Genomic DNA, 26,844 nt, shown 5'->3' on the forward strand with positions numbered 1-26,844 from the left:
TTCAGCGGACGCTTACATTCTTCAGACTGAACAGATCTGTAAATTCAGCTTGTTTAAATTGCAAAAGTGTCATCACGATGGCGATAAACCCCATCCCTGTAACCCAAGAGAGAGGAAGATAGCGACAGCTAAATAAAGGAGTTGTATTAGGCATAATATACTTTTTATTAGGTGGTTTATTATTGAATAAATTGGGCTTAATTCAGAAATATTGCTGCTAACAGAATCAGGCCAATCACAATGATTAAAATCACATTACTATAAACAGGGTTAATAAAAGCGGACTGTTTCGGCTGTTTTTCAGTATTTAACCATTGCCCTTGATGATCAAAAATAAGCACTTCTCGACCACCAGCATTATAGCCAAGCTCACGTAATGCTCGATTTTCTACAAAAGTAATGCCATCTTCCAGATTTTCTTTGACTTGTAAAAGTAAAATAGGGGTACGGTCATACCATGGCAATTTTTTCATTTTGATTAACTGCTTCAATGTCATTTCAGCGGCCTCAAAATTAGCAAGAATTGTTCGGGTATGATCATATTTCTGAATAGGTAAAATCGTATGTTCTACTTGTCCTTGATGATTAAGAATCTGCATGCGATCACGGTACATCTGCACCCATATAGCTTTTTGAAATTCCTGTAGCTTTTGCTGAAGCGTATTATTTGTCATTCTAATATTTAAGTTTTTGATTTTAATTTGATTATAGCTATATTTATTTGAATTTAAATATTTCTTATCAAATAAAAAATCCCGCCATTAAGACGGGATTTTTTAGAATCTTTCGATTACCAGCTTAACGCACCACCAGTTTGGTAGTCTGTTACGCGAGTTTCGAAGAAGTTCTTCTCTTTACGCAGGTCCATCATTTCTGACATCCACTGGAATGGGTTAGTCACACCAGTGAACTGTTCAGGCAAGCCAAGCTGGCTCAGACGACGGTTACAGATGAATTTCAGGTATTCTTCCATCATGCCTGCATTCATACCCAATACACCACGTGGCATGGTGTCACGAGCATATTCGATTTCAAGCATGGTACCTTCAAGGATCATCTGAATTACTTCTTGCTGGAACTCAGGAGTCCACAAGTGCGGGTTCTCGATCTTGATCTGGTTGATCATGTCGATACCGAAGTTCAGGTGCATAGACTCATCACGCAGAATGTACTGGAACTGCTCAGCAACACCGTTCATCTTGTTACGACGACCCATAGACAGAATTTGTGTGAAACCGCAGTAGAAGAAAATACCTTCAAGTACGCAATAGAATGCGATCAGGTTGCGCAGCAAAATCTGGTCGTTTTCCGGTGTACCAGTTTTGAAAGTAGGATCACTTAAAGACTGAGTATATTTCAGGCCCCAAGCTGCTTTACGTGCAACTGCTGGAACTTCGCGGTACATGTTGAAGACTTCGCCTTCGTCCATACCCAAAGATTCGATACAGTATTGATAAGCGTGAGTGTGAATTGCTTCTTCAAAAGACTGACGCAGAATGTATTGACGGCATTCCGGGTTGGTAATGTGACGGTAGATCGCCAGTACCAGGTTGTTCGCTACCAGTGAGTCAGCAGTCGAGAAGAAACCAAGTGAACGCATTACGATAGTACGCTCGTCTTCGGTCAAGCCATCTTCAGACTTCCAAAGTGCGATATCGTGGTTCATGTTGATTTCTTGTGGCATCCAGTGGTTGGCACAACCGTCCAGATATTTCTGCCAAGCCCATTCGTATTTGAATGGTACAAGCTGGTTCAAATCGGCACGACAGTTGATCATGCGTTTGTCGTCAACTTGTACACGTTGAGCGCCCATCTCAAGTTCTTCAAGACCAGGCGCAACGTCTAAATGATTTAAGGCGTTAGATGCTCGAGCCAACGGATCGGCTGAATTTGTTGATGTGCTTCTAGGGGTTGCAGCGGGTTGTGCAGTTGCCACACTCTTCTGTGGTTGCTGTGCATCAGATACCACTTGCGGATTAGCCGTTTTTTTCGGTTCGACGGGCGCAGACTGGTGTTCAGGTGCAGCCGGTTTTTGCGAATCATCTTCGAAATCGTCCCAACTTAGGATAGACATATCAATTCTCTCTTCGATGCTTATATCTTTTATTAGACATCCAGCAACGCTGAGATGTCTTACTATACGCTCAATTTGTGTAAGCAAAATTAAGTTTTGTCGATGATTGCTCTAGTTTTATTAGGAAGAGCGAATATCCCCACTACTTATTTTGCTTACGCGTTTTATGTGCCTTCATCCAGAAGTAGGCGATCGGCAAATAAAAGGTAAGAACAAAGGAAACAACCAGGGCTACCAGTCCTAACATATAGTTGTGGGTCATTGGAGGCATGGTGGATTTTCCTTTAATTTTTCTAATTTCTTTTAAATCCTCCCCAAACCCCTCCTTTATGAAAGGAGGGGCTTCCATCAACCTATTCTGATTTTTGGAAGTCCCCCTTTGCAAAAGGGGGATTTAGGGGGATTCTTAGAAACCCGTCAGATTACTGACAAGCCTCACAGTCTGGGTTGTCAATTGAACATGCTTGAGGCACTGGTGCTGCTTGAGTGAAACCTTCTTCCTCTGCAGGAACTTCTGGTTTCTTCTCTTCAACCACTGGTGCTGCAGCAACAGGTGCCGCAACAGTTGCAGGTTTAACTGCGTTCAGTGCACCAGTATTAATTGTTGATTTCTCAGCAGAAGTTGCGCCTAATGCACGTAGGTAATAAGTCGTTTTCAGACCACGTAACCAAGCCATCTTGTAAGTGATGTCCAGTTTCTTACCGTTTGCACCTGCGATGTACAGGTTCAGAGATTGCGCCTGGTCGATCCATTTTTGACGACGAGAAGCAGCATCTACGATCCAACGTGGTTCAACTTCGAACGCAGTCGCGAAAATAGCTTTTAGTTCTTCAGGAATACGTGCGATCTTCTGTACAGAACCTTCGAAATGTTTCAGGTCATTGACCATTACCGCATCCCAAAGACCACGTTCTTTCAATGCACGTACCAGGTATGGGTTGATCACAGTGAATTCACCAGACAGGTTAGATTTCACATACAAGTTCTGGAATGTTGGCTCGATAGATTGAGAAACACCACAGATGTTCGAAATCGTTGCAGTCGGAGCGATCGCCATCACGTTTGAGTTACGCATACCGTCTTTCTGAACTTTGGCACGTAAAGTGTCCCAATCCAGACGAGTCGTACGGTCTACTTCGAACATACGTTCTGGGCGAGATTTCGCAACGATGTCCAGAGAGTCAATAGGTAGAATGCCTTGATCCCAGAGTGAACCTTTGAAAGTTTCATAAGTACCACGTTCAACTGCAAGATCACTTGAAGTTTGAATTGCATAGTAAGAAATCACTTCCATCGATTCGTCAGCGAAATCAACCGCTGCATCAGAACCGTAAGCAATGCCCATTTCGTATAGTGCATCCTGGAAGCCCATGATACCCATACCGACTGGGCGGTGTTTCAGGTTTGAATTACGTGCTTGTGGTACTGCGTAGTAGTTGATATCGATCACGTTATCGAGCATACGTACAGCAGTTTTGATGGTACGCGCCAGTTTTTCGCGATCCAGTTTGCCGCCTTGTACGTGTTGCACCAGGTTAATAGAACCCAGGTTACATACCGCGATTTCATCCTGATTGGTGTTCAGGGTAATTTCTGTACACAGGTTAGATGAGTGAACTACACCCACGTGTTGTTGTGGTGAACGCAGGTTACATACGTCTTTGAATGTGATCCAAGGGTGACCTGTTTCGAACAGCATAGACAGCATTTTGCGCCATAAGTCTTTTGCACGTACTTTTTTGTGCAGCAGATTTTGTTCTTTGGCAATGCTTTCGTAGTAAGCATAACGTTCTGCAAATGCGCTACCAGTCAGGTCGTGCAGGTCAGGCGTTTCAGAAGGCGTGAACAGGGTCCATTCAGCATCTTCAAATACACGTTGCATGAACAGGTCAGGAACCCAGTTCGCAGTGTTCATGTCATGGGTACGACGACGGTCGTCACCCGTGTTTTTACGCAGTTCCAGGAATTCTTCGATGTCCAGGTGCCAAGTTTCTAAGTAAGCACACACCGCACCTTTACGTTTACCACCTTGGTTAACCGCAACTGCAGTATCGTTGGCAACTTTCAGGAATGGAACTACACCTTGAGATTTACCGTTAGTACCCTTGATGTAAGAGTTCAGGGCGCGAACTGGAGTCCAATCATTACCTAAACCGCCAGCCCATTTAGACAGCATTGCGTTGTCACGCATAGCGCCATAGATGTTGTACAGGTCATCGGCAATTGTTGTTAAGTAGCAGCTAGACAGCTGTGGACGAAGCGTACCTGAGTTGAACAGAGTAGGCGTTGATGCCATGTAATCGAAGCTAGACAGCAGGTCGTAGAATTCGATGGCACGCTCTTCACGGTTGTCTTCATTCAGGGCAAGACCCATAGACACACGCATGAAGAATAATTGTGGTAATTCGAAACGTACGCCATCAGAGTGGATGAAGTAACGGTCGAATAAGGTTTGCAGACCTAGGTAAGTAAACTGGTTAGAGCGTTCTGGTTTGATCGCTGCAGACAGTTTCGCTAGGTCAAAATTCAATAATTCTGGTGAAAGAAGTTCTAATTCCACACCTTTTTTCAGGAAGGTTTCCAACGCATCGCCTTCAGCAGTATCTGCAGGCAAGCCTAGGAATTCCAGACCTGTTGCAACCAGCTCGTTACGTAGTAAACGTGCAGTTACATAAGTATAGTTTGGTTCCTGTTCGATACGGGTACGCGTCGCCATCATCATGGTAGTCGCGATGTCAGACTCTTTTACGCCGTTGTACAGGTTTTTCACGGTCTCATCGACAATCGCCTGAACGTCGATGCCTTCCAGGCCTTCTGCTGCTTTGGTGATATTCGCAGTCAGTTCGCTCAGGTCCAGCGGTTTTAATTTACCTTCTGCATCGGTAATTTGCAGTGTAGGGTGATGATTGGCATTTAACTGCTTACGAGCTTCAGCACGTTGTTCGCGATAGATGACGTAGGCGCGAGCAACTTTCTGTTCACCAGTACGCATAAGCGCAAGTTCAACCTGATCCTGGATTTCTTCAATGTGAATGGTACCACCTGAAGGTAAGCGACGTTTAAATGTGTTTAATACCATTTCCGTCAGTTGCTCGATGCGGTCATGGATACGGCTCGAGTCAGCGCTTTGCTGGCCTTCAACTGCCAGGAAAGCCTTACCAATTGCGACAGAAATTTTTTCTGCATTGAAAGGGGCAACATCACCGGTGCGTTTAATCACCTGCAGTTGACCAGGGGTTGACGTGATTACGCTCATTTTAGCATAGCTCCATTGTCATCTATTTTTATGTTTATGGACCGTTTGAACCGGGCAAAATTCATGCCACAGTGTTTGAGGAATAAACACAATACCTAGTGGTTTAAGGATTAATTGAGCACAAGATACGGGAAAATTTAGGGTAGATCAATATTGACATTTTAATAAATGTTTTGATGAAAAAGCTCGAGCTTTTCTCTTGAAAAAATCCTTATTTTTATCATCTTTGTGCAGGCCTTATCTGGCAAGGCATAGCATAACAAGACTGGCAAAAAGTGCTTATAGATAACATTGTGGATAACTTTGTTAAAGCAAATTAAAAGCCAATTTTTATCCAGATGAACGGTGGGGCTAGCTTGATACAAAAAGTGACTAATGTATAAAAAATGTCGGTATCAGAAATATCTGCAAAGAAATATTACAAAATGCAACTTTGATGTATCAGTTTGGTGAACGGCACCTTGTTTACAATGTAAACGTGTGTATATTGCTTGCTATATCACTCGTATCTATCAGATTTCTAAGGGATACGCCCATCGAATATAAAGGTGCACAATATATGAGCCAAGAAGAAAAGTTACCCAAAATTCTAATTGTGGAAGATGATGAGCGTCTTGCTCGTTTAACTCAAGAATATCTAATTCGTAACGGGCTTGAGGTAGGGGTAGAGCCAGATGGTAACCGTGCGATTCGTCGCATTATTGCCGAGCAGCCAGACTTGGTTGTACTGGATGTGATGCTGCCAGGCGCAGATGGCTTGACCATTTGCCGTGAAGTGCGCCCACATTATCATCAGCCAATTCTGATGCTGACTGCACGTACCGAAGACATGGATCAGGTACTCGGTCTGGAAATGGGCGCTGACGATTATGTCGCGAAACCGGTTCAGCCGCGTGTCCTGCTGGCACGTATCCGTGCCTTGTTACGCCGTACCGATAAAGTAGCTGAGGATGAAGTTGCTCAGCGCATCGAATTTGATGATCTGGTTATCGACAACGGTGGTCGTTCGGTGACCTTAAATGGTGAGCTGGTGGACTTCACCAGTGCAGAATATGACCTGTTGTGGTTGCTTGCATCGAATGCTGGCCGTATCCTGTCGCGCGAAGACATTTTTGAACGTCTACGTGGCATCGAATATGATGGCCAGGACCGTTCAATTGACGTGCGTATCTCACGTATCCGTCCAAAAATTGGTGATGATCCGGAAAACCCTAAACGTATCAAGACAGTTCGTAGTAAAGGTTATCTGTTCGTTAAGGAAACCAATGGCATGTAATTGTACATGCCATTCCTAGGCTGAATAAGCGGGAAAGCTTATAAGTGTTCAAGCACAATATATTTTTGCGTATCTATGCAGGACTGGTCATTCTGGTACTCCTGGTGACCCTGTTCGGCTATCTGTTGGTACAAATCATTAACTACCAGCGGGCGCAGGTATATCGTGAGTCCCTGACGGATGGTATGGCCTATATCATGAGTGAGGGGGTGGCACGTCAGCCGAATATGCAGCAGAAGCTGGACTGGATTTCGGATGCTTCAGACCTGCTGGAATTGCCGATTTACTATGTCGAAGCAGAAAAAGTTGATCTGACCCGGGCGGAAAAACGCCGCATTGAGCAGCGCAAGGCTGTGGTGCGCTGGGATGCGCAGACTTCAGTGGCTTATATTGTCATTGGTCTACGGGATGACCCGGATCACTTTCTTTATATCAAAGCCGACAATATTACCGAGCGCCAGATGAAGGCGCTGCCGGTCTTTATTCTGGATTATCTGGTCTATTACCCGGGCCAGGAAAAACAGTATCTGGCCAAAATCCAGGATTATTTCTCTTATCCGATCACCATTCAGGATGTGCAAAGTCTGCCATTAGACTCCGAGCAGATCGGGCGTCTGCGTCTGGATCACAGCATTATTCTGTATCGTGACAGCGCCACCATTCGTGGCACTACCATTTCGATTGTTTCGCCAATTCCAAGCTCAGTCTCTGAAGTGCTGGTGATGGGGCCGGTGCCGCTGTTCAACTGGATGCCATTCCAGCTCGCAGCAGGTATTACCTTATTGAGTATGTTTGTGCTGAGTCTGGGTGTTTACGGGCTGTTAGTACCAATGCAACGCAAACTGCGCGAAGTCAGCTATGCGCTGAATAAGATGAAATCCGGAAATATGTCAGTGCGTCTGGCAATTGATGGTAAGGATGAAATGGCCTTGCTGGCATCTAGCTATAACGCCATGTCGGATCATATACAGCGTCTAATTGAGGCACAGCGCGAATTGATGCGTGCGGTTTCGCATGAATTACGTACACCGGTAGCACGGATCCGTTTTGCCCTAGAAATGCTGGTGGATGAGGATGACTATGAATACCGCCAGCAGCAGATGGAACAGATCGATAAAGACATCGAAGCACTGAACAAGCTAATTGATGAAATCATGACCTATGCCAAGCTGGAGCAAGGTACGCCGTCACTAGACTTTGAGCGGGTGAACCTACGTGATGTACTGGAACAGGTGGCAACTGAAACCGAAGCGCTGAAAACCGGTAAGCAGATCGAACTGTATCAGGTGCCAATGGATCTGGAAGTGGAAGCAGAGCGTCGTTATCTACATCGTGTGGTACAGAACCTGGTCGGCAATGCAGTACGTTACTGTGATGAGAAAATCATTATCAGTGGCGGTGTTGATGCCAACAAACAGGCTTATATCTGTGTGGAGGATGATGGGCCGGGGATTCCGCCGGAAGACCGTAAACGTGTGTTTGAGGCTTTCTCTCGTTTGGATGACAGTCGTACCCGGGCCTCGGGTGGCTATGGTCTGGGCTTATCAATTGTCAGCCGGATTGCATTCTGGTTTGGTGGCAAGATTGAAGTCGATGAAAGTCCACGTTTGGGTGGCGCGCGCTTTACTATGTCTTGGCCAGCTCAACGCTTTAAGAAAAAGTCTCGTTATAAAGCTGAAGAAGGTATTAAAGAACAGACTAGTTCCTAGTGACTCGGTAAAGTTAAAACTTGCTGATAATAAAAAAACGATGCATCAAGCATCGTTTTTTTATGGAGAACTTTTAAACCAGATTACTTTTTATGGATGGGCTTATTCGTGTGTTTTTGCATCCGGTTCAATTACCGGCTTGCCTTCACGCAAGCTTTTCACTGCTTCTGAATTTAGGTTGAGTATCAAATTATTGTATTTTCCATCGACGCTACGTCCTTTAATGAGTTTCTGGTCGCCATGCAGGGTTTCTACGCGGTATTCGTCTGCAATATTTAAAATGCCTTCCAGATTCATTGAAGCAGAGGCAAAGTCTTTGCCGAAAAGCTCATAAACTTTTTGCAAGTTTAGGGTGGGATTTAGTTCACCTGGATATTTTTCAATATAGTTTTCAAGATGTCGGATAAATAATTGGGCATAGAGAAAATACGCAGGTTCATGGGTAAACTTTAGACTCATATATTTCATCCTTATTCTTCATTATCAAGCTCTTTATACTGATAGCATAAAGCCTGCAGAGGATGAAGCTATACTGTTAAGTGGTTGCAAAAAATACACAATTGACCCGGTCTAACTATGCTTCAGTAGCAAGAGTTCTCCTCTGAATTAAACTGAATTGGAAAAATAATGAATTTTTTGTTTTTGATGTGTTTAAGCGATTAGTTGGTTATCTGGGCAATAGAACCCAGAAAAAACCAGCGTTTGTCTAAAAAATCATCCAAAAGACTAAGCCTTATAAGCTAGCAAGTGAAATCCAAAATCAGGTACAATTGGCGGGATTAATTTTGTGTTTGGTGTATTTGAAGGCCAATACATACATTCTTTGTTAATAAATCGGCCTGCCAGGAGTTATCCCCGCATGAGTGCCATTACTCCATACGATTGGGCAATTATTGCCTTCGTGATCGGCGTTACATTTTTATGCGTCTTTATGCTCACTGTCCCATTACTCCTCGGGGGTAAATCATGGGGCCGTGCCAAGCAGGAGCAGTTTGAGTCAGGCGTAGTCAGCGCAGGTGGAGCACGTATCCGCTTGTCTGCAAAGTTCTATTTAGTTGCGATTTTCTTCGTTGTTTTTGATATTGAAGCACTTTATCTCTATGCATGGTCTACTTCAGTGCGTGAGGCAGGGTGGTTCGGTTTTACGACTGTAGTCATTTTTGTGGTCGACCTGTTAATTGCATTGGTTTATGCAGTGAAAGTGGGTGCCCTGAACTGGTCTCCTACAGACAAGCGTAAAGCCGCTGGTAAAGTCTTTAAAGCAGGTTCACCAAATATGGACCTTGCCGAAATTACTCGCTTCAACTCAATTGAAGAATTAGTAGCAGACCCAACTGGTCAAATCCCAGCTCAATCATCTGGTCGTGTGAAACGTTCACCGGCTCCATCATCTGATAAGGAGTAACCCGGGATGAAATACACATTAACCCGTGCGAATCCGAATGCTGACGAATATCCGCTTCAGGAACGTATCGTTGTAGACGATCCGCTTCTGCAAGAAGAAGTGAATAAGAATGTATTCATGACTCGCCTAGAGGACGTGCTACATACAGCAGTAAACTGGGGTCGTAAGAACTCAGTTTGGCCGTTTAACTTTGGTACATCTTGCTGTTACGTAGAGTATGCAACCACCTTGACCGGTGTGCATGACTTGTCACGTTTCGGTGCCGAGGTTATCCGTGCTTCACCTCGTCAGGCGGACTTGATGATTGTGGCAGGTACCTGCTTCGTGAAAATGGCCCCGGTAATTCAGCGTTTGTATGAACAAATGCTTGAGCCAAAATGGGTGATTTCCATGGGTGCGTGTGCCAACTCAGGTGGTATGTACGACATCTATTCAGTTGTACAAGGTGTGGACAAAATTATTCCAGTGGATGTGTACATTCCGGGTTGCCCGCCACGTCCTGAAGCTCTGATCCAAGCACTCATGCTATTGCAAGACCAGATTCAACTTGAGCGCCGTCCACTTTCTGCGGTAATCGGTGATGATCTTCAGCCAGTGTATAAGCCAAAGATGATGCCAGAACGTGACCGTAAGAAAGAACAGCGTATTGCTGTGAAAAATCTTCGCTCAATGGATGAAATTAAATAATTTAGACGACACTTTTTTGATGCACCCGGTTTGGGTGTAATTGTCGTTTAGGTTGACTGAATTTGTATTAAATAGGAAGCCAAGCCAATGGCTGAAACTGACATTGCTATGCCAGAATCAACTCTAGTTGATTCCCGCCCTGCATTTGCAATTGTAGAAGAGCTCAATAACAAGTTTGGTGAGAACTTCTACGTGCAAACAACTTTCGAGGATTTCCCGACAGTTTGGGTTGAGCGCGCACGTGTACAAGACGTTTTAATGTTCTTGCGTACAGTGTCACGTCCATACGTGATGTTGTTCGACCTGTCAGCGGTAGATGAGCGTCTGCGTACGCACCGCGACGGTTTACCTGCGTCTGACTTCACAGTGTTCTATCACCTGTTGTCGCTAGAACGTAATACGGACATCCGTATTAAAGTTGCCTTGAGCGAGGATGATCTTAACATCCCGACAGCAACCAACATCTGGCCAAATGCCAACTGGTACGAACGTGAAGCCTACGATATGTTCGGCATCAACTTCGAAGGGCACCCAATGCTCCGTCGTATCTTGTTGCCAACATACTGGGAAGGTCACCCGCTTCGTAAAGAATATTCTGCACGTGCGACTGAATATACACCGTACCGTCAGAACCAGGCGAAACAGGACTACGAACAGGAACACCTGCGTTTCGTACCTGAAGACTGGGGCATGAAACGCGGCACAGCCGACGAAGACTTTATGTTCCTGAACCTGGGTCCTAACCACCCATCTGCGCACGGTGCGTTCCGTGTGATTTTACAGATGGACGGTGAAGAAATTAAAGACTGTGTACCTGATATCGGCTATCACCATCGTGGTGTGGAAAAAATGGCTGAGCGTCAAACCTGGCACTCTTTCATTCCTTATACTGACCGTGTCGACTACTTAGGTGGTTGTGCGCAAAACATGCCTTATGTGATGGGCGTGGAACAAATGGCTGGTATTACCGTGCCAGAACGTGCGCAATGTATCCGTGTCATGATGTCGGAACTGTTCCGTATCAATAACCACTTGCTGTACATCGGTACTGCGATTCAGGATGCCGGCGGTATGACCCCAGTATTCTATATGTTCGCTGACCGTCAGAAAGTGTATGACATCGTGGAAGCGATCACCGGTTACCGTATGCATCCAGCATGGTTCCGTATTGGTGGTACGGCACACGACCTGCCTAATGGCTGGGAAAAATTGGTGCGTGAACTGCTGGATTGGATGCCTAAACGTCTGAACGAGTACTACACTGCGGCACTGAAAAACTCAGTATTTATCGGCCGTACCCGTAATGTTGCGCAATACGATGCGAAATCTGCATTGGCTTGGGGTGTAACAGGTACTGGTCTACGTGCGACAGGTATTGACTTTGACGTACGTAAATACCGTCCATACAGTGGCTATGAAAACTATGACTTCGAAGTGCCGGTAGAGTATGAAGGTGATGCGTATGCACGTGTCATCGTTCACTTCCGTGAAATCGAGCAGTCACTGAAGATCATCAAGCAGTGTCTGGACAACATGCCATCTGGTCCTCACAAAGCGGATCACCCACTGGCTGTTCCACCACCAAAAGACAAGACTTTACAAGACATTGAAACCTTGATTACGCACTTCTTGAGCGTTTCATGGGGTCCTGTAATGCCTGCAGGCGAAGCTTCTGTTATGGCAGAAGTGGTGAAAGGGGCATCGACTTATTACCTGACTTCAGACAAGTCAACCATGAGTTACCGTACCCGTATCCGTACACCAACCTTCACACACTTGCAGCAAATGCCTTCCGTGATTAACGGCAGTCTCATGTCTGACTTAATCATTTATTTAGCGACAATTGACGTCGTAATGGCTGACGTGGATCGCTAAGGGGTAAACGCTTTATGATGATTTTGACTGATAAAAAGCCACGTGTGAATGTTGAAGGGATTTTGACTTCGGAAGAAATCCATGAAATTGAACATCACATTGGCCACTATCCGTACCCACGTGCAGCGTGTCTTGATGCGCTGAAATGTGTACAACGCCGCAATGGCTGGATTGACGATGCGCAGTTAAATGCAATTGCACAAATGTTGAGCATGAGCGTGGCGGATTTAGAAGGTGTTGCCACTTTCTATAACCGTATTTACCGTCAGCCAGTGGGTCGTCACGTAATTTTACTGTGTGACTCAATTGCGTGCTTCTTAATGGGTGCGGAAACTTTAGCAGAAGCTTTTCAGCGTGAATTGGGGATTTCGTTTGGTCAAACAACCGCTGATGGTCGTTTCACTTTGCTGCCAATCTGCTGCTTAGGTAACTGTGACAAAGGTCCTACTTTGATGATTGATGAAGATACTCATGGTCTGGTTGAAGTGACCTCAATTAAACAGTTATTGGAGAAGTATGTATGAATACTGAACCAAAACCAATTTATGGCGACGGTAATCCAGAAACTCATCCACTGACCTGGCGTTTGAGCAAACAAGATGCTGTACGTAGCGTAGACGATTACGAAGCTTTAGAAGGCTATGAAGGCTTTAAAAAAGCGATCTCTATGCCACCGAAAGACGTGCTTGAAGTCATTAAAGCCGCAACTGTAAAAGGTCGTGGTGGTGCAGGCTTCCCGGCGGGTATCAAATGGTCACTGATGGCACCAAATGACAACTCAGGTCCACGTTACCTGATTTGTAATGCCGATGAGATGGAACCAGGTACCTTCAAAGACCGTCTGTTGATGGAAAAACTTCCTCACCAGCTGATCGAAGGTATGCTGATCGCAGGTTATACCCTTGAAGCAACTCAAGGTTATATCTTCATCCGTGGCGAATACATCGAAGCGGCGAAGTACCTGAACGAAGCGCTTGAGCAGATCCGTGCCAAAGGTTACCTGGGCGAAAACATTTTAGGTTCTGGCTGGAACTTTGAATTACACGTGCACACCGGTGCGGGCCGTTATATCTGTGGTGAAGAAACTGCATTGATTAACTCGCTTGAAGGTCGCCGTGCAAACCCACGTACTAAACCGCCATTCCCGCAGGTTGCAGGTGCTTGGGGTCGTCCTACGATTGTCAACAACGTAGAGACCTACAACAACTTGCCAGCAATCATGCTGCGCGGTCCAGAATGGTACATCGGCCTGTCTGCAGGTAAATCGAAAGATCCTGGTACAAAAATCTATGGTGCTTCAGGTAAGGTGAAATTCCCGGGTTTATGGGAACTGCCATTCGGTACAACTGCACGTGAAGTAATTGAAGAACACGCGGGTGGTATGCGTGACGGCCTGAAGCTGAAAGCATGGTTACCAGGTGGTGCATCAACTGACTTCCTGACAGCTGAACACATCGACCTGCCTATGGATGCGGAAAACATCATGAAAGCGGGTTCTCGTCTGGGTACCTGTCTGCTCATGGTCGTTGATGAAACCCAATGTATGGTTTCAGCAGTTCGTAACCTAGAAGAATTCTTTGCGCGTGAATCATGTGGCTGGTGTACACCTTGCCGTGATGGTTTACCTTGGGCGGTTAAAGCGCTTAAAGCACTTGAAGATGGTACTGGTCAGAAAGAAGATATCGACCACTTGCAAGAACTTACTCGTAAGCTCTGGATTGGTAAGACTTTCTGTGCTCACGCACCAGGTGCGATGGAACCGTTAATGGGCGCACTCAAACATTTCCGTGGCGAATTTGAAGCGAAAGTGGCGAATGCTGCAGCTCAAACCCGCAACGTAGAACAAGCTTAAGGAATTCGACTATGGCTACAATTCATGTCGATGGAAAATCGTATGAAGTCAACGGCTCAGAGAACCTGCTACAAGCATGTTTGAGTCTTGGCATCGACATCCCATACTTTTGTTGGCATCCATCCTTAGGTTCTGTCGGCTCTTGCCGTCAATGTGCTGTGACTCAATACGCGAATCCAGAAGATACGCGTGGTCGTTTGGTCATGTCATGTATGACTCCGGCTGCTGACAATACCTACATCTCGATCGAAGACAAAGAAGCGAAAGATTTCCGTGCTTCTGTTGTTGAATTCTTGATGACCAACCACCCGCACGACTGTCCAGTCTGTGAAGAGGGTGGTCATTGTCATTTACAAGATATGACCGTGATGACACAACACGACCGTCGTCGTTACCGCTTCACTAAACGTACGCACTACAACCAAGAACTTGGTTCGTTCATTGCGCACGAGATGAACCGTTGTATCGCGTGCTACCGTTGTGTTCGTTACTACAAAGACTATGCTGGCGGTACTGACTTCGGCGTGTATGCTAATGCATCACGTGTGTACTTCGGTCGTCCAGAATCAGGCACTTTGGAATCTGAATTCTCTGGTAACCTGACTGAAGTATGTCCTACAGGTGTATTCACCGATAAGACACACTCAGAACGCTATAACCGTAAATGGGACATGCAGTATGCGCCTAGCGTATGTCATGGCTGTTCTTCTGGTTGTAACATCTCTCCGGGTGAACGTTATGGTGAACTGCGTCGTGTAGAAAACCGTTTCAATGGTGACGTTAACCAATACTTCCTGTGCGATAAAGGCCGTTTCGGTACTGGTTACGTAAACCGTGCGGACCGTCCTCGTCAGCCACAGTTCCGTACTGGTACGAATGTAGAAACAGTTTCTGTTGATACCGCACTGGATACCGTAATCGCGAAAATCCAGGGCAAAAAAGTGCTGGGTATCGGTTCTCCACGTGCATCACTGGAAACTAACTACGCATTGCGTGAGCTGGTAGGTCAAGACAACTACTCAACTGGTATGTCTCAGAAAGAGCAGAACCTGGTTGAACTGGCTGCGTCTATCATGCAAACCGAAGGTGTTTACAACCCAGGTATGCGTGAAATTGAAAGCTACGATGCGGTTCTGATTCTAGGTGAAGACCTGACTCAAACTGCTCCACGTATGGCACTGTCTGTACGTCAGGCTGCGAAAAACAAAGCCAAAGAAATGGCTGCAGAACGCCGTACTCCAGACTGGCTGGCTGAACCTGTACAACGTATTGGTCAAGATGCAAAATCTCCGATTTACATCCTGGCTGCGACTCAAACCCGTTTAGCTGACGTGGCAACTGGTGAAGTTGTTGCATCTCCAAACGACATCGCGCGTTTAGGTTTCGCAATTGCTGCTGGCGTGAAAGGTGAAGCGATCACTGGTCTTGACGATGATGCGAAAGCATTCGCGCAAACCATCGCCGATACACTGAAAGCTGCGAAGAAACCACTGGTGATTTCTGGTACTAGCCTGCAAGACGCTGCGATCATGGAAGCGGCTGCACAAGTAGCGCAAAACCTGGGTGAAAATGCAGGTCTGACCCTGACCGTTCCTGAAGTGAACTCAATGGGTCTGGCAATCTTCGGTGGTAACAGTCTTGAGCAAGCATTTGCGCAAGACTACGACACTGTTGTGATCGTTGAAAATGACCTATACCGTCGTTTACCAGCGGCTCAAGTTGATGCTGCACTGGCGAAAGCGAAAGACGTGATCGTGCTTGATCATTCTGAAACTGAAACAGTGAAGAAAGCCAATATCGTTCTTTCTGCGGCTTCATTCGCTGAAGGTGACGGTACTGTCGTGTCTCAGGAAGGCCGTGCACAACGTTTCTACCAAGTGTATGACCCAAGCTACTACAACCCAGAACTTGCGATCAAAGAATCTTGGCGCTGGTTACATGCCATTGAAACTGGTGTGAAAGGCAAAGTGATTTCTTGGACTGTTCTTGATGATGTCATCGAATCTGTTGCGAAAAATGTACCTGCGCTTGAAGCGATTCAAGATGTTGCACCAGATGCGGGCTTCCGCGTACATGGTCTGAAAGTGGCACGTGAACCACGTCGTTACTCTGGCCGTACTGCAATGCGTGCACCACTGTCTGTACATGAGCCTAAACAGCCAACAGACCAAGACACTGCATTAACATTCTCTATGGAAGGTTATGTCGGTGACCAGACTCCATCTCCACTGGTTCCATTTGCATGGTCAGCGGGCTGGAACTCTCCACAAGCTTGGAACAAGTTCCAGGATAAAGTGGGCGGTCATCTGAAAGGTGGTGATTCTGGTATCCGTCTGTTCGACCTGTTACCAAAACGTCCAGCGCGTACTTTCGTTGCTCCAGCACCAGTACTTGTGAACGCTGAAAGCTTCCGTCTGGTACCAATGCATCACATCTTTGCATCTGGTGAGTTCACGATTAAAACTCCTGCAATGGAATCTCGTATTCCTGAGCCAGTATTTGCACTGGGTGAACAGGATGCAGCTCGCCTGAACGTTCAGGACGGTCAGAAGATCACTGTGAAAGCAGGCGACAATGAAATCGTTCTGCCAGTACAGGTGATTGAATATTTACCAACAGGTTATATTGGTTACCCAATTGGTCTAGCACCGACGGTATCTCTTGCAGAGCCTGTTTCAGTCGCGGTAGGAGTGTAATTCATGGAACAAGAATTAATCCGTCAAACGCCGCTGTGGGCTGAAAACTGGCCGATTGCCTATTCAGTTCTGCAAGCGATCGTGATCTTGCTTGTTGTGGTATTGATCGCTGCATTGATGTCGTTCATTGAACGTCGTTTGCTTGGTCTATGGCAGGACCGTTACGGTCCTAACCGTGTAGGTCCTGGTGGTATCTTCCAGATCGTTGCCGACATGCTGAAAATCATGTTCAAGGAAGACTGGACACCAAAATTCGCAGACAAACTGACTTTCCGTATGGCACCAGCAGTTGCAATGGCAACTGCAGTGCTGTCGTTCATGGTTATTCCTGTTTCACCTTACTTAGGTGTAGCAGACATGAGCATCGGCCTGCTGTTCTTTATGGCAATGGCGGGTATTGCAGTTTACGCAGTGTTATTTGGTGGTTGGTCTTCTAACAACAAATACGCATTGCTCGGTGGTCTGCGTTCTGCAGCGCAAACAATTTCTTATGAAGTGTTCCTCGGCATCTCGCTGATGGGTGTAGTGGCAATCGCTGGCTCATTCAACATGCGTGAAATCGTAGAAGCACAACAGGGCGTATGGTTTGTGATTCCTCAGTTCCTTGGCTTCCTGATCTTCGTGGTTGCGGGCGTAGCGGTAACTCACCGTCACCCATTTGACCAACCAGAAGCGGAACAGGAACTGGCTGAAGGTTACCACGTCGAGTACGGCGGTATGAAATGGGGTATGTTCTTCGTTGCAGAATACGTGAACGTGGTTCTGATCTCTGCACTGATCGTAACTCTATTCTTCGGTGGCTGGTTAGCACCGTTCGGTCTTGATTTCCTTCCACCAGCATTCTGGTTCATTATCAAAACAGCATTCTTTGTAATGATGTTCGTGCTGGCACGTGGTTCTTTAATGCGTCCACGTTACGACCAGGTGATGAACTTCGGTTGGAAAATTTGCTTGCCATTGGCGTTGGTTAACCTTTTGGTGACTGGTGCTGTGATTCTGATGAATCAGGCCTAAGACAGCAGGGAGAACAAAATGTTTAAATTTCTAGCTGGATTCGGGTCAATCGTTCGTACATTGTTCATGGTCTTTACCCATGCAACGCGCAAACGTGACACCATCTTGTACCCAGAAGTACCAGCCGAGGAAATCGTGCCACCACGTTTCCGTGGTCGTATCGTATTGACGCGTGACCCAGATGGCGAAGAGCGTTGTGTAGCATGTAACCTGTGTGCGGTTGCGTGTCCGGTTGGCTGTATCTCTCTGCAAAAAGCAGAAAAAGAAGATGGCCGCTGGTACCCAGAATTCTTCCGCATCAACTTTTCACGCTGCATTTTCTGCGGTATGTGTGAAGAGGCATGTCCGACAACTGCGATTCAAATGACACCAGATTTCGAACTCAGTGAATATGTTCGTCAAGACCTAGTCTATGAAAAAGAACACTTGCTGATTTCTGGTCCTGGTAAATATCCTGACTATAACTTCTACCGTGTAACAGGTATGGCTGTCGCTGGTAAAGATAAAGGTCAAGCACAGCGTGAAAGTGCGCCTGTTGATGTACGGAGTCTATTACCATGATGTGGCCGTTTTATCTGATGGCGCTTGTGGCCATCGTCTCTACGGTTCGAGTTGTGACCAACGCGAACCCGGTACATGCTTTATTGAGTCTGATTGTTTCACTGTTGGCAGTCGCTGGCATTTTCATGATCGTAGGAGCGCCGTTCGCCGGTGCTCTTGAGATCATCGTTTATGCGGGTGCGATCATGGTTCTGTTTGTCTTCGTTGTCATGATGTTGAACCTGGGTGAACAAACGGTTGCACAGGAGCGTAAATGGTTGACTTCATCGGCTTGGGCTTACCCGGCTTTGATGAGCTTCCTGATCGGTTTGGTCCTGGTATGGGTACTTAAATCTGATTACACACAATCAGCTGCAGTGATGGGCACAGAAATCGTGGGTCCTAAGGCAGTTGGTCAAGCGCTCTTTACACAGTACTTATTATTGGTAGAAGTTGCTGCGATGTTACTGTTAGGCGCACTTGTTGCGGCTTACCATCTTGGCAAACGTGAACCAGGTGCAGAAGAGGACAATAAATAATGGGCAACATCCCTTTAGAGCATGGTTTGATCGTTGCATCCATTCTTTTTGCACTGGGTTTTTACGGTGTAATGGTGCGACGCAACCTGCTATTTATTCTAATGAGCCTTGAAATCATGATGAACGCTGCTGCTTTAGCGTTCGTCCTGGCGGGCAGTGCCTGGGCACAGCCAGATGGTCAGATCATGTTCATCTTTATTCTGACGTTGGCTGCGGCAGAGGCGTGTATTGGTCTTGCGATCGTCCTTCAGTTCTATCATCGCTTCCATCACCTGGATGTGGATGCTGCTAGTGAGATGCGCGGATGAGTTATTTATATTTAACAATTTTATTCCCGCTAATCGGTTTTGTATTGTTAGCGGCAGGGCGTAACAAGCTTCCTGAACCTGTAGCCGCCATTATTGGTGTGGGTGCGGTTGGTCTGTCTGCATTATTTGCACTGATCGCAGCTATGGACTTTGTAAATAATGGTTCAGTTGCTCAAGTACAGCACCTGTGGACCTGGTTCAGTGCTGGTAATCTGGAACCAGGCATCAGCCTGCATCTGGATGGTCTGTCTTTATTAATGACAGGCATGATCACAGGTGTAGGTTTCCTGATTCACATTTTTGCGTCATGGTACATGCGCGGTGAAGAAGACTTCGCACGTTTCTTCTCTTACTTCAACCTGTTCGTTGCGAGCATGTTGCTGCTGGTTCTGGGCGACAACCTGGCGTTGTTATTCCTGGGCTGGGAAGGTGTAGGTCTGTGTTCTTACCTGCTGATCGGTTACTACTACGAAAATCCGAACAACGGTTTCGCTGCAATCAAAGCGTTTACTGTAACTCGTGTCGGTGACGTATTCCTGCTGATCGCAATGTTCCTGATCTTCCAGCAATTCGGTACGCTGAATACTCAGTACATCGTAGAAAATGCTGCGAACGTGATGACTCAAAGCTCTTCACTGACTATCTGGACTGCATTGCTGTTGTTCCTGGGTGCTGCTGGTAAATCTGCACAGATTCCACTGCAAACCTGGTTGGCAGATGCGATGGCTGGTCCTACACCAGTGTCTGCACTGATCCACGCTGCAACAATGGTTACAGCAGGTGTTTACCTGTGCTGCCGTCTGTTCACCGTATTTGAACTTGCACCTGAAGTGATGATGTTCATCTCGATTACTGGTGCGGTGACATTGCTGGTGGCTGGTTTTGCGGCTCTGGTACAAACCGACATCAAACGTATTCTGGCTTACTCAACCATGAGTCAGCTGGGCTATATGTTTATGGCGGTTGGTGCTGAAGCTTACCAGGCGGGTCTTTTCCACATGCTGACTCACGCATTCTTCAAGGCATTATTGTTCTTGTCTTCTGGTGCGGTGATTCTGGCTTACCATCACGAACAAAACATCTTCAAGATGGGCGGATTGTTCTACAAGAACAAATTCCTGTTCGCATGTTTCGCGATTGGTGGCGGTGCGCTGGCTGCAATTCCATTCATCACTGTGGGCTTCTTCTCAAAAGATGCAATCCTTGGTGCAGTTTGGGCACAAGGCCAGGAAGTTGCAGTGTATAACTGCCTGTACTGGACTGGTGTTGTCGGTGCGTTCCTGACTTCAATCTATACCTTCCGTCTGATCTGGGTAGTATTCTTCGGTAAAGAAAATACGCCTTACCACGAAATCAAGGGTGTGACTTACTGGGGTCCTTTGGCGATTCTTGCAGTTCTTTCTACTTTCGTCGGTGCAGCGCTTAAAGCACCTGTAGAAAGCATCCTGAATGCAGCGAAAATCCCTGCATTTGAAATCTCTGAAGCACTTGAGCATGGCATGCATACTGCAGAATACACTGCAGTGGGTATCGCGCTTGCAGGTCTGGCAGTTGGCGTAGTGCTGTTTGCTTTTGCTTACAACGCTGTGAAATCTTTTGCCCGTACTTCTTTAGGTGCCGGTCTTGCGAACATCTGTCGCAATGCACTGGGTTTCGATGCACTGTATGACATCATCTTTGTGAAGCCTTATTTATTCTTCGCGAAATTGTTCGGTCGTGATCCAATTGACGGTCTATGGCTTGTACTGCCAGCCCTTGTGAAAGGCGGTCACAGCTTTACCAGCTCACGTCAAACAGGTTCACTGCGTGAATATGCATCAAGTATGGGGCTCGGTACGATTGTCCTACTGATGATCTTGCTCGTGATTCAGGTAGTGGGGAAATAAAATGGAAGCTCCAAATAACATGATTTTGCCGGCTCTGATCCTCATTCCGTTCATTGCAGGTTTTGTATGCTGGTTGGTCGATAAACTCGACCAACACTTACCGCGTTATATCGCACTGGTCGGTATGCTGGTGACCCTGGTTCTTACCGTGGTTCTTTGGCAGAACGGCACTTATGTTTATGAATTAGGCGGCAACACGCCATCGTGGGCTGCTGAGTTTAAATTGCCTTGGATTCAAACCCTGGGCATTAACATTCACTTAGCGGTGGATGGTTTATCTTTACTGATGGTCGGCTTGACTGCATTGCTTGGTGTTTTGGCAGTGGGCTGTTCATGGGGTGAGATTCAGAAAAACGTGGGTTTCTTCCACCTGAACCTTCTATGGTCTTTGGGTGGCGTGATCGGCGTATTCCTGGCGATTGACCTGTTCCTGTTCTTCTTCTTCTGGGAGATGATGCTGGTTCCAATCTACTTCCTGATCGCACTGTGGGGTCATAAAGGTGCTTCTGGTAAGTCTCGCGTTTACGCAGCAACCAAGTTCTTTATTTATACACAGGTTGCTGGTCTGGTGATGTTGATTGGTATCCTGGGGCTGGTAATTGCTGGTTACTCAATGTCTGGCGAAATCCGCTTTGACTATAACTTCCTGATGGGTGTTGCGAATGCTCTGGATACGCAAGTTCCAGCATTAGCGTATGCCTTCATGGTATGTATGTTCATCGGTTTTGCGGTAAAACTTCCAGTCTTCCCCTTACACGGCTGGTTACCAGATGCGCACGCTCAGGCACCTACAGCGGGTTCTGTCGACCTTGCAGGTATCCTGATTAAAACAGCGGCGTACGGTCTGCTACGCTTCGTAATGCCATTCTTCCCGGCGGCTTCTGCTCAGTTTGCAGACATCGCGATCATTCTGGGTCTGGTCGGTATCTTCTACGGTGCATGGTGTGCATTCCAGCAAACAGACATGAAACGTCTGCTTGCGTACACTTCTATTTCGCACATGGGCTTTGTCCTGCTTGCGCTTTATGCAGGTAACGTACTGACTTACCAAGGTCTGATGATCATGATGCTGGCTCACGGTCTGTCTTCTGCTGCACTGTTCATCATGTGTGGTCAGGTGTACGAACGTGTTCATACGCGTGACATGCGTCTGATGGGTGGTATGCGTGGTCAGTTCCCATACCTGGCATTCTTCCTGATGTTCTTCGTAGCAGCACTGGTTGGCATCCCTGGTCTGGGTAACTTCATCGGTGAATTCCTGATCCTGATGGGTTCATTTGGTAAATACCCTGTGTTCACGATCATTGCCGCAATCAGCCTGGTATTTGCTGGTCTGTACGGTCTGATCCTGATCCACAAATCACTGTTTGGTGTACCAAACGAAGAGCAAAAAGCTCACTACAGCAACCCGCTGAAAGACTTGAATGCGCGTGAAGTAGTGATCCTGTTGATCTGTGCGCTTGGTCTAGTATGGCTTGGTCTATACCCACAAAGCTTCCTTGACGTTTCCAACTCAAGCATGGCGTGGTTAGCAAATAGCTACATTCCTGTTCAAGAAGCAGCTGATGCTGTGCAGCAAGCTGCCGTTTCAGCTGAAAATGTGGAGATCCAATAAGCCATGAACTTCACAATGTCTTTTTCTGAGCTTATGCCCCTAGCACCTGTGATGATCGTGGCATTGACCGCGGTTGTTGCAATGCTGGTGACAGCAATCAAGCGTAACCATAACCTGGTTGCGACTACGTCAGTGATTGGTTTAAACCTTGCTGCGTTATTTATGATTTTCGTCCTGTTGGCTGGCAAGTTTGCTCCAGCTAACGTGATGAACCTGTTCATCGTAGATCCATTTACGATGCTGTACCAGTTTGTGATTCTGATTGCTGCACTGGCGTGTAGCACACTGTCACATGCGTACATTGAAACTTATAAAGACAACCGCGAAGAACTCTACATCCTGATGCTGTGTTCTGTTGCGGGTGCAATGCTGATGGTGGCAAGCACTCACTATGCTTCGTTCTTTATCAGCCTTGAGCTTATGTCGATTCCTGTTTACGGCTTATTGGCGTACACACATCAACGTTCTCAATCGCTTGAAGCAGGTGTGAAATACCTTGTTCTTTCAGCAACTGCATCTGCAATGCTGCTGATGGGTATGGCATACATCTATGCGTACACAGGTTCTCTGAACTTCGCTGCTGAACCAGGCAAAATGTTCACTGCATTCAGCCAACCAGCTGTAGTCATCGGTCTTGCACTGATCGTATTTGCTGTTGGTTTCAAACTGTCTTTAGCGCCATTCCACAAATGGACGCCTGACGTTTATGCAGGTTCTCCAGCACCAATCGCAACTTTCCTTGCAACTGTAGCGAAAGTAGCAATGCTCGGTCTGTTCGTACGTTATGTATTGTCATCAGGTTTAATCTTGGCAGACAGCTTCGTAACGATCATTACGATTCTTGCAGTGCTTTCAATCCTGGCGGGTAACTTGCTGGCAGTAAAACAGGTGAACCTGAAACGTATCCTGGCATACTCTTCAATCGCTCACTTTGGTTATGTGCTGGTTGCAATCGTATCTGCACGTAACTCTGACTTCCTGCAAATGCAAGGCTTCGCGACTTTCGAAAGCGTGAACGTGTATATCATCACTTATGTACTGACTACCATCGGTGCATTCGGTGTGGTAACACTGATGTCTAGTCCGTATAACAATACTGACGAAGCGGGTAGCCTGGCTGAGTACCGTGGTCTGTTCTGGCGCCGTCCAGTGCTGACTGCTGTATTGACTGTGATGATGCTGTCTCTGGCAGGTATTCCATTAACAGCGGGCTTCATCGGTAAGTTCCTGGTTGTGAAAACTGCGGTAGCAGGGGAGTCTTGGTTCCTTGCTGCGATGATCATCTTGGGTTCAGGTATTGGTCTGTACTACTACCTGCGTGTGATGGTTGTACTGTACATGACTCCACCAGAAACTCCACGTATTGACGCAGTCAATCATTGGGGCCAAAAAGTGGGTGGTATCATGGTGCTGGCAGTTGCTGCACTGGTACTGATCCTGGGTATCTACCCAGATCCAATGATTGCAGTTTCAAAATTTGCATTCTTTGCGATTTCACCTGAGCTGCAACAGTTTATCTTCACGCTGGTACAGAGCGGTTATAACTAATTAATCGGAAGATTAAATCGTTATTACAAAAAAGCCTCCAATCTTGGGGGCTTTTTTATTTATACAAAAAGAAAAATCGCTTTATAATAAGCAGCAATTTATCTTCAACCTTTTAGGTGTTCTCCCGTGGCAATTCATGAAATCCGTCATCCTTTAATCCGACATAAACTCGGTTTACTTCGTCGTGCAGACATCAGTACTAAAAACTTCCGTGAGCTGGCTCAGGAAGTGACCATGCTTTTGACTTATGAAGCAACTAAGGATCTTCCTGTTGTTGAGCATGAAATTGAAGGTTGGAATGGCCCGGTGACTGTGAGCCGTATCGCGGGCAAGAAAATTACCGTTGTACCGATTCTGCGTGCCGGTATTGGGATGCTGGATGGTTTCCTGAACCTGATTCCAAGTGCCAAAGTATCTGTACTCGGTCTGGAACGTGATGAAGAAACTTTGCAGGCACGTACTTACTATAAAAAACTGGTACCGGATGTGCAAAACCGTATTGCCATGATCATTGATCCAATGCTGGCAACTGGTTCTTCTTTGGTTGCTGCGATTGATGTATTGAAAGCAAGCGGCTGTAAAGATATCCGTGTGATGGTATTGGTAGCTGCACCTGAAGGGATTAAGAAAGTAGAAGAGAAACACCCAGACGTGACTATTTTCACTGCTGCGATTGACAACGGTCTGAATGAAAATGGCTATATCGTTCCAGGTCTGGGTGATGCGGGCGATAAAATTTTTGGTTCAGTGCAAAAAGACTAATTTTTGACATTGGATAGAAAAAGGGGCTTTTATAGCCTCTTTTTTATATACTGAATAAATGGCAGTGACAGCGTAGGGTAGAGTATGAAGTCCGAACAATATCAGGGTAAAGTGAAGCAATATAATCCGGAAAAGGGCTTTGGTTTTATTGCCTGTCCAGAAGGGGACGTATTTTTCCATATTTCGGATTTCCCGGCAGATGGCAATGAACCTAAACGCAATGATCGTGTAAAATTTAACGTGGTTGAAAATGGCGATAGATACAAAGCCATCAAGATTGAACGCATGGCGGATAAATCCAAGAAAGCGAAGAAAGCCAAAGCAGTGGCAGTGAATACTTCAATTACTTCGGCATTATTGTCGAATCTGAAACGCTAAGTACAGAAATAAAATCAATCAAGAAGAGGCTTTAGAGCCTCTTTTTTATTAGAATAGTCAAAAATATCCCAAAAAGAGTGAGTTATGTTTTTAGAGGGGAAAATCAAAACGTATAACGAAGATCGTGGTTTTGGTTTTATTGAAATTGAAGGGGAATCCAAAGATTTATTCTTTCACATTAAAGATTTTCCAAATAAAAATGTACTGCCAAAAGTGGGCGAGAAACTTAAGTTTCGAAAAGTGGAAGAGGGCGGAAAGTTTAAAGCGGATAATATTGTTCGATTGGACATTAAGATAGAAACTCCCCGACATACACCACAGTCACGAGCTTTAGAAAATAAGCCACGTACTATTCAACGAAAGCAGCCTTACCAGAAGAAAAGCAGCGTTAGCACTTATATCGGTTTGCTGATTATTATTGGTTTGGCTTATGCGGTTTATAACAAATATCAGGATTGGCAAAGTAGCAGAGTGCAGCCAGTAGAAGTACAGCGTATCGTTGAAGAACCGAAAATACAGCAGAATTTCAGCTGTGATGGGCGTCAACACTGTTCACAAATGAATTCCCGTGAAGAAGCTGAATGGTTTATCCGTAACTGTCCAAATACCAAAATGGATGGAGATGGTGATGGTATTCCTTGTGAAAACGATTCACGCTGGTAATAAAAAAGCGTCCTCTAAATTAGACTTAAAACATACATTTTTCAGGGGGCAGTTTAAATCTGCCTCTTTTTTATTAAAATCATGAAAAAAGCAAAAATGAATTAAAGCAATGAAAAGGTTAGATGGGGAAATTATCAGTTATAACGCTACACAGCGATGTGGCTATATTCAGGTCGAAGGTTATCCTTTAATTTTGTATTGCCTTGCGGATTTGCCTACGGGATATATCCCCCCGACTGTGGGTGAAAAACTGAATTTTATTTTTAATGATGATGAGGGACATATCTATGCCAGTGATATTGTCCGCCCAGAGATTAAGCCTCCCCAAGGTGTTAAAGCTAAGTTGAAAGGCATACAACATGCTGCCCGCATATATTTTTATGAACAGCCGAAAACTAGGCAAAAGAAGATCATTATTGCTGCGATAAGTTTACTAATTCTGTGTATCACTTTAATTATGTACGCCAGCGTAAGTAGCTACCAAAATTATCAACAACGTAAGGCAGAGCAGTTTCAACGCGAACAACAACAGGCCATTAATCAACAACGAGCTGCTTTGGGAGATTTGCAAGAGGGAGGTCTTTCTGAAGAAGCAAAACGTAATTTGGATGCTAAAGTCTACGGCACAGTAAGAGAACGCTCTGATACTGTGACACGAGGCATTGATAAACTGAATGGTTTATTACCGGTATCCTCTGGCCGATTTAAATATGATGAGCGTAAATATTGCCACGAAATGCGTAAGCGTCCGCTGAACACA

At 45.8% G+C, this 26,844-nt stretch carries 24 protein-coding genes; 19 read left to right on the forward strand and 5 right to left on the reverse strand.

All coding sequences use genetic code 11. The features are described 5' to 3' along the window. Positions 1 to 197 precede the first annotated feature (197 nt). The 4 genes from GW12_RS00195 to GW12_RS00210 all read right to left on the reverse strand — a co-directional run bounded on the left by GW12_RS00195 (position 198) and on the right by GW12_RS00210 (position 5,331). On the reverse strand, positions 198 to 674 hold the full coding sequence (locus GW12_RS00195; protein WP_227504107.1) for a rod shape-determining protein: 477 nt from the start codon (positions 672 to 674) through the stop codon (positions 198 to 200). A gap of 116 nt (positions 675 to 790) precedes the next feature. Beyond that, positions 791 to 2,074, reverse strand: a complete 1,284-nt coding sequence (locus GW12_RS00200) for a ribonucleotide-diphosphate reductase subunit beta (protein ID WP_034581859.1) — start codon at positions 2,072 to 2,074, stop codon at positions 791 to 793. 142 nt (positions 2,075 to 2,216) lie between these two features. Beyond that, on the reverse strand, positions 2,217 to 2,423 hold the full coding sequence (locus GW12_RS15815; protein ID WP_034581867.1) for a hypothetical protein: 207 nt from the start codon (positions 2,421 to 2,423) through the stop codon (positions 2,217 to 2,219). Between the two features lie 73 nt (positions 2,424 to 2,496). Continuing rightward, the gene (locus GW12_RS00210) at positions 2,497 to 5,331 is read right to left on the reverse strand and encodes a ribonucleoside-diphosphate reductase subunit alpha (RefSeq protein WP_034581868.1); all 2,835 of its coding nucleotides are present in this window, start codon (positions 5,329 to 5,331) and stop codon (positions 2,497 to 2,499) included. 559 nt (positions 5,332 to 5,890) lie between these two features. Here GW12_RS00210 and bfmR point away from each other — a divergent pair. Next, entirely contained in the window at positions 5,891 to 6,607 is a 717-nt protein-coding gene (bfmR, locus tag GW12_RS00215) for a response regulator transcription factor BfmR (RefSeq protein WP_034581870.1), read from the forward strand. 44 nt (positions 6,608 to 6,651) lie between these two features. Next, complete coding sequence (gene bfmS, locus GW12_RS00220) at positions 6,652 to 8,316, forward strand: sensor histidine kinase BfmS (RefSeq protein WP_034581872.1); 1,665 nt, start codon at positions 6,652 to 6,654, stop codon at positions 8,314 to 8,316. Between the two features lie 102 nt (positions 8,317 to 8,418). Here the strand turns inward: bfmS and GW12_RS00225 are convergent, their stop codons facing one another. Further along, complete coding sequence (locus GW12_RS00225; RefSeq protein ID WP_034581874.1) at positions 8,419 to 8,775, reverse strand: hypothetical protein; 357 nt, start codon at positions 8,773 to 8,775, stop codon at positions 8,419 to 8,421. Between the two features lie 400 nt (positions 8,776 to 9,175). Between GW12_RS00225 and ndhC the strand changes: the two genes are divergently transcribed. The 17 genes from ndhC to GW12_RS00310 all read left to right on the forward strand — a co-directional run. Further along, positions 9,176 to 9,721: an NADH-quinone oxidoreductase subunit A gene (ndhC, locus tag GW12_RS00230; protein WP_034581876.1), complete on the forward strand. Its 546-nt coding sequence runs from the start codon at positions 9,176 to 9,178 to the stop codon at positions 9,719 to 9,721. A gap of 6 nt (positions 9,722 to 9,727) precedes the next feature. Next, on the forward strand, positions 9,728 to 10,408 hold the full coding sequence (locus tag GW12_RS00235) for an NADH-quinone oxidoreductase subunit B family protein (RefSeq protein WP_034581878.1): 681 nt from the start codon (positions 9,728 to 9,730) through the stop codon (positions 10,406 to 10,408). Positions 10,409 to 10,495: 87 nt separating this feature from the next. Further along, entirely contained in the window at positions 10,496 to 12,283 is a 1,788-nt protein-coding gene (gene nuoC / locus GW12_RS00240; RefSeq protein ID WP_034581881.1) for an NADH-quinone oxidoreductase subunit C/D, read from the forward strand. A 14-nt stretch (positions 12,284 to 12,297) separates the two neighbouring features. Beyond that, positions 12,298 to 12,807 carry an NADH-quinone oxidoreductase subunit NuoE gene (gene nuoE, locus GW12_RS00245; RefSeq protein WP_034581884.1) on the forward strand — a complete coding sequence of 170 codons (510 nt, stop codon included), beginning with the start codon at positions 12,298 to 12,300 and terminating at the stop codon, positions 12,805 to 12,807. Further along, positions 12,804 to 14,135 (forward strand): NADH-quinone oxidoreductase subunit NuoF, encoded by a 1,332-nt coding sequence (nuoF, locus tag GW12_RS00250; protein WP_034581886.1) that lies wholly within the window; start codon positions 12,804 to 12,806, stop codon positions 14,133 to 14,135. The genes nuoE and nuoF overlap by 4 nt, the downstream gene beginning before the upstream one ends. A gap of 11 nt (positions 14,136 to 14,146) precedes the next feature. After that, positions 14,147 to 16,831 (forward strand): NADH-quinone oxidoreductase subunit NuoG, encoded by a 2,685-nt coding sequence (gene nuoG, locus GW12_RS00255; RefSeq protein WP_034581888.1) that lies wholly within the window; start codon positions 14,147 to 14,149, stop codon positions 16,829 to 16,831. Between the two features lie 3 nt (positions 16,832 to 16,834). Further along, positions 16,835 to 17,845: an NADH-quinone oxidoreductase subunit NuoH gene (gene nuoH, locus GW12_RS00260; RefSeq protein ID WP_034581890.1), complete on the forward strand. Its 1,011-nt coding sequence runs from the start codon at positions 16,835 to 16,837 to the stop codon at positions 17,843 to 17,845. An 18-nt stretch (positions 17,846 to 17,863) separates the two neighbouring features. Next, the gene (nuoI, locus tag GW12_RS00265) at positions 17,864 to 18,406 is read left to right on the forward strand and encodes an NADH-quinone oxidoreductase subunit NuoI (protein WP_034581894.1); all 543 of its coding nucleotides are present in this window, start codon (positions 17,864 to 17,866) and stop codon (positions 18,404 to 18,406) included. Beyond that, complete coding sequence (nuoJ, locus tag GW12_RS00270; protein WP_171077636.1) at positions 18,406 to 18,924, forward strand: NADH-quinone oxidoreductase subunit J; 519 nt, start codon at positions 18,406 to 18,408, stop codon at positions 18,922 to 18,924. The genes nuoI and nuoJ overlap by 1 nt, the downstream gene beginning before the upstream one ends. After that, positions 18,924 to 19,232, forward strand: coding sequence for an NADH-quinone oxidoreductase subunit NuoK (nuoK, locus tag GW12_RS00275; RefSeq protein WP_004814693.1), 309 nt, complete (start codon positions 18,924 to 18,926; stop codon positions 19,230 to 19,232). Before nuoJ ends, nuoK begins: the two co-directional genes overlap by 1 nt. Further along, positions 19,229 to 21,118 (forward strand): NADH-quinone oxidoreductase subunit L, encoded by a 1,890-nt coding sequence (gene nuoL, locus GW12_RS00280; RefSeq protein WP_034581900.1) that lies wholly within the window; start codon positions 19,229 to 19,231, stop codon positions 21,116 to 21,118. Before nuoK ends, nuoL begins: the two co-directional genes overlap by 4 nt. A 1-nt stretch (position 21,119) precedes the next feature. Beyond that, positions 21,120 to 22,733 (forward strand): NADH-quinone oxidoreductase subunit M, encoded by a 1,614-nt coding sequence (gene nuoM / locus GW12_RS00285; protein ID WP_034581903.1) that lies wholly within the window; start codon positions 21,120 to 21,122, stop codon positions 22,731 to 22,733. 3 nt (positions 22,734 to 22,736) lie between these two features. Continuing rightward, a complete protein-coding gene (gene nuoN, locus GW12_RS00290; RefSeq protein WP_034581905.1) occupies positions 22,737 to 24,281 on the forward strand; it encodes an NADH-quinone oxidoreductase subunit NuoN in 1,545 nt (514 codons plus the stop codon). 126 nt (positions 24,282 to 24,407) lie between these two features. Next, a complete protein-coding gene (gene upp, locus GW12_RS00295; protein ID WP_034581909.1) occupies positions 24,408 to 25,043 on the forward strand; it encodes a uracil phosphoribosyltransferase in 636 nt (211 codons plus the stop codon). 84 nt (positions 25,044 to 25,127) lie between these two features. Then, positions 25,128 to 25,421 carry a cold shock domain-containing protein gene (locus GW12_RS00300; RefSeq protein ID WP_034581912.1) on the forward strand — a complete coding sequence of 98 codons (294 nt, stop codon included), beginning with the start codon at positions 25,128 to 25,130 and terminating at the stop codon, positions 25,419 to 25,421. 84 nt (positions 25,422 to 25,505) lie between these two features. Beyond that, complete coding sequence (locus GW12_RS00305; RefSeq protein ID WP_034581914.1) at positions 25,506 to 26,084, forward strand: cold shock domain-containing protein; 579 nt, start codon at positions 25,506 to 25,508, stop codon at positions 26,082 to 26,084. Positions 26,085 to 26,193: 109 nt separating this feature from the next. Beyond that, positions 26,194 to 26,844, forward strand: a 651-nt coding sequence (locus GW12_RS00310; protein ID WP_034581915.1) for a hypothetical protein, incomplete at its 3' end; no start/stop codon positions are given.

The sequence above is a fragment of the Acinetobacter sp. HR7 genome (assembly GCF_000773685.1).
GTDB lineage: Bacteria > Pseudomonadota > Gammaproteobacteria > Pseudomonadales > Moraxellaceae > Acinetobacter > Acinetobacter thermotolerans.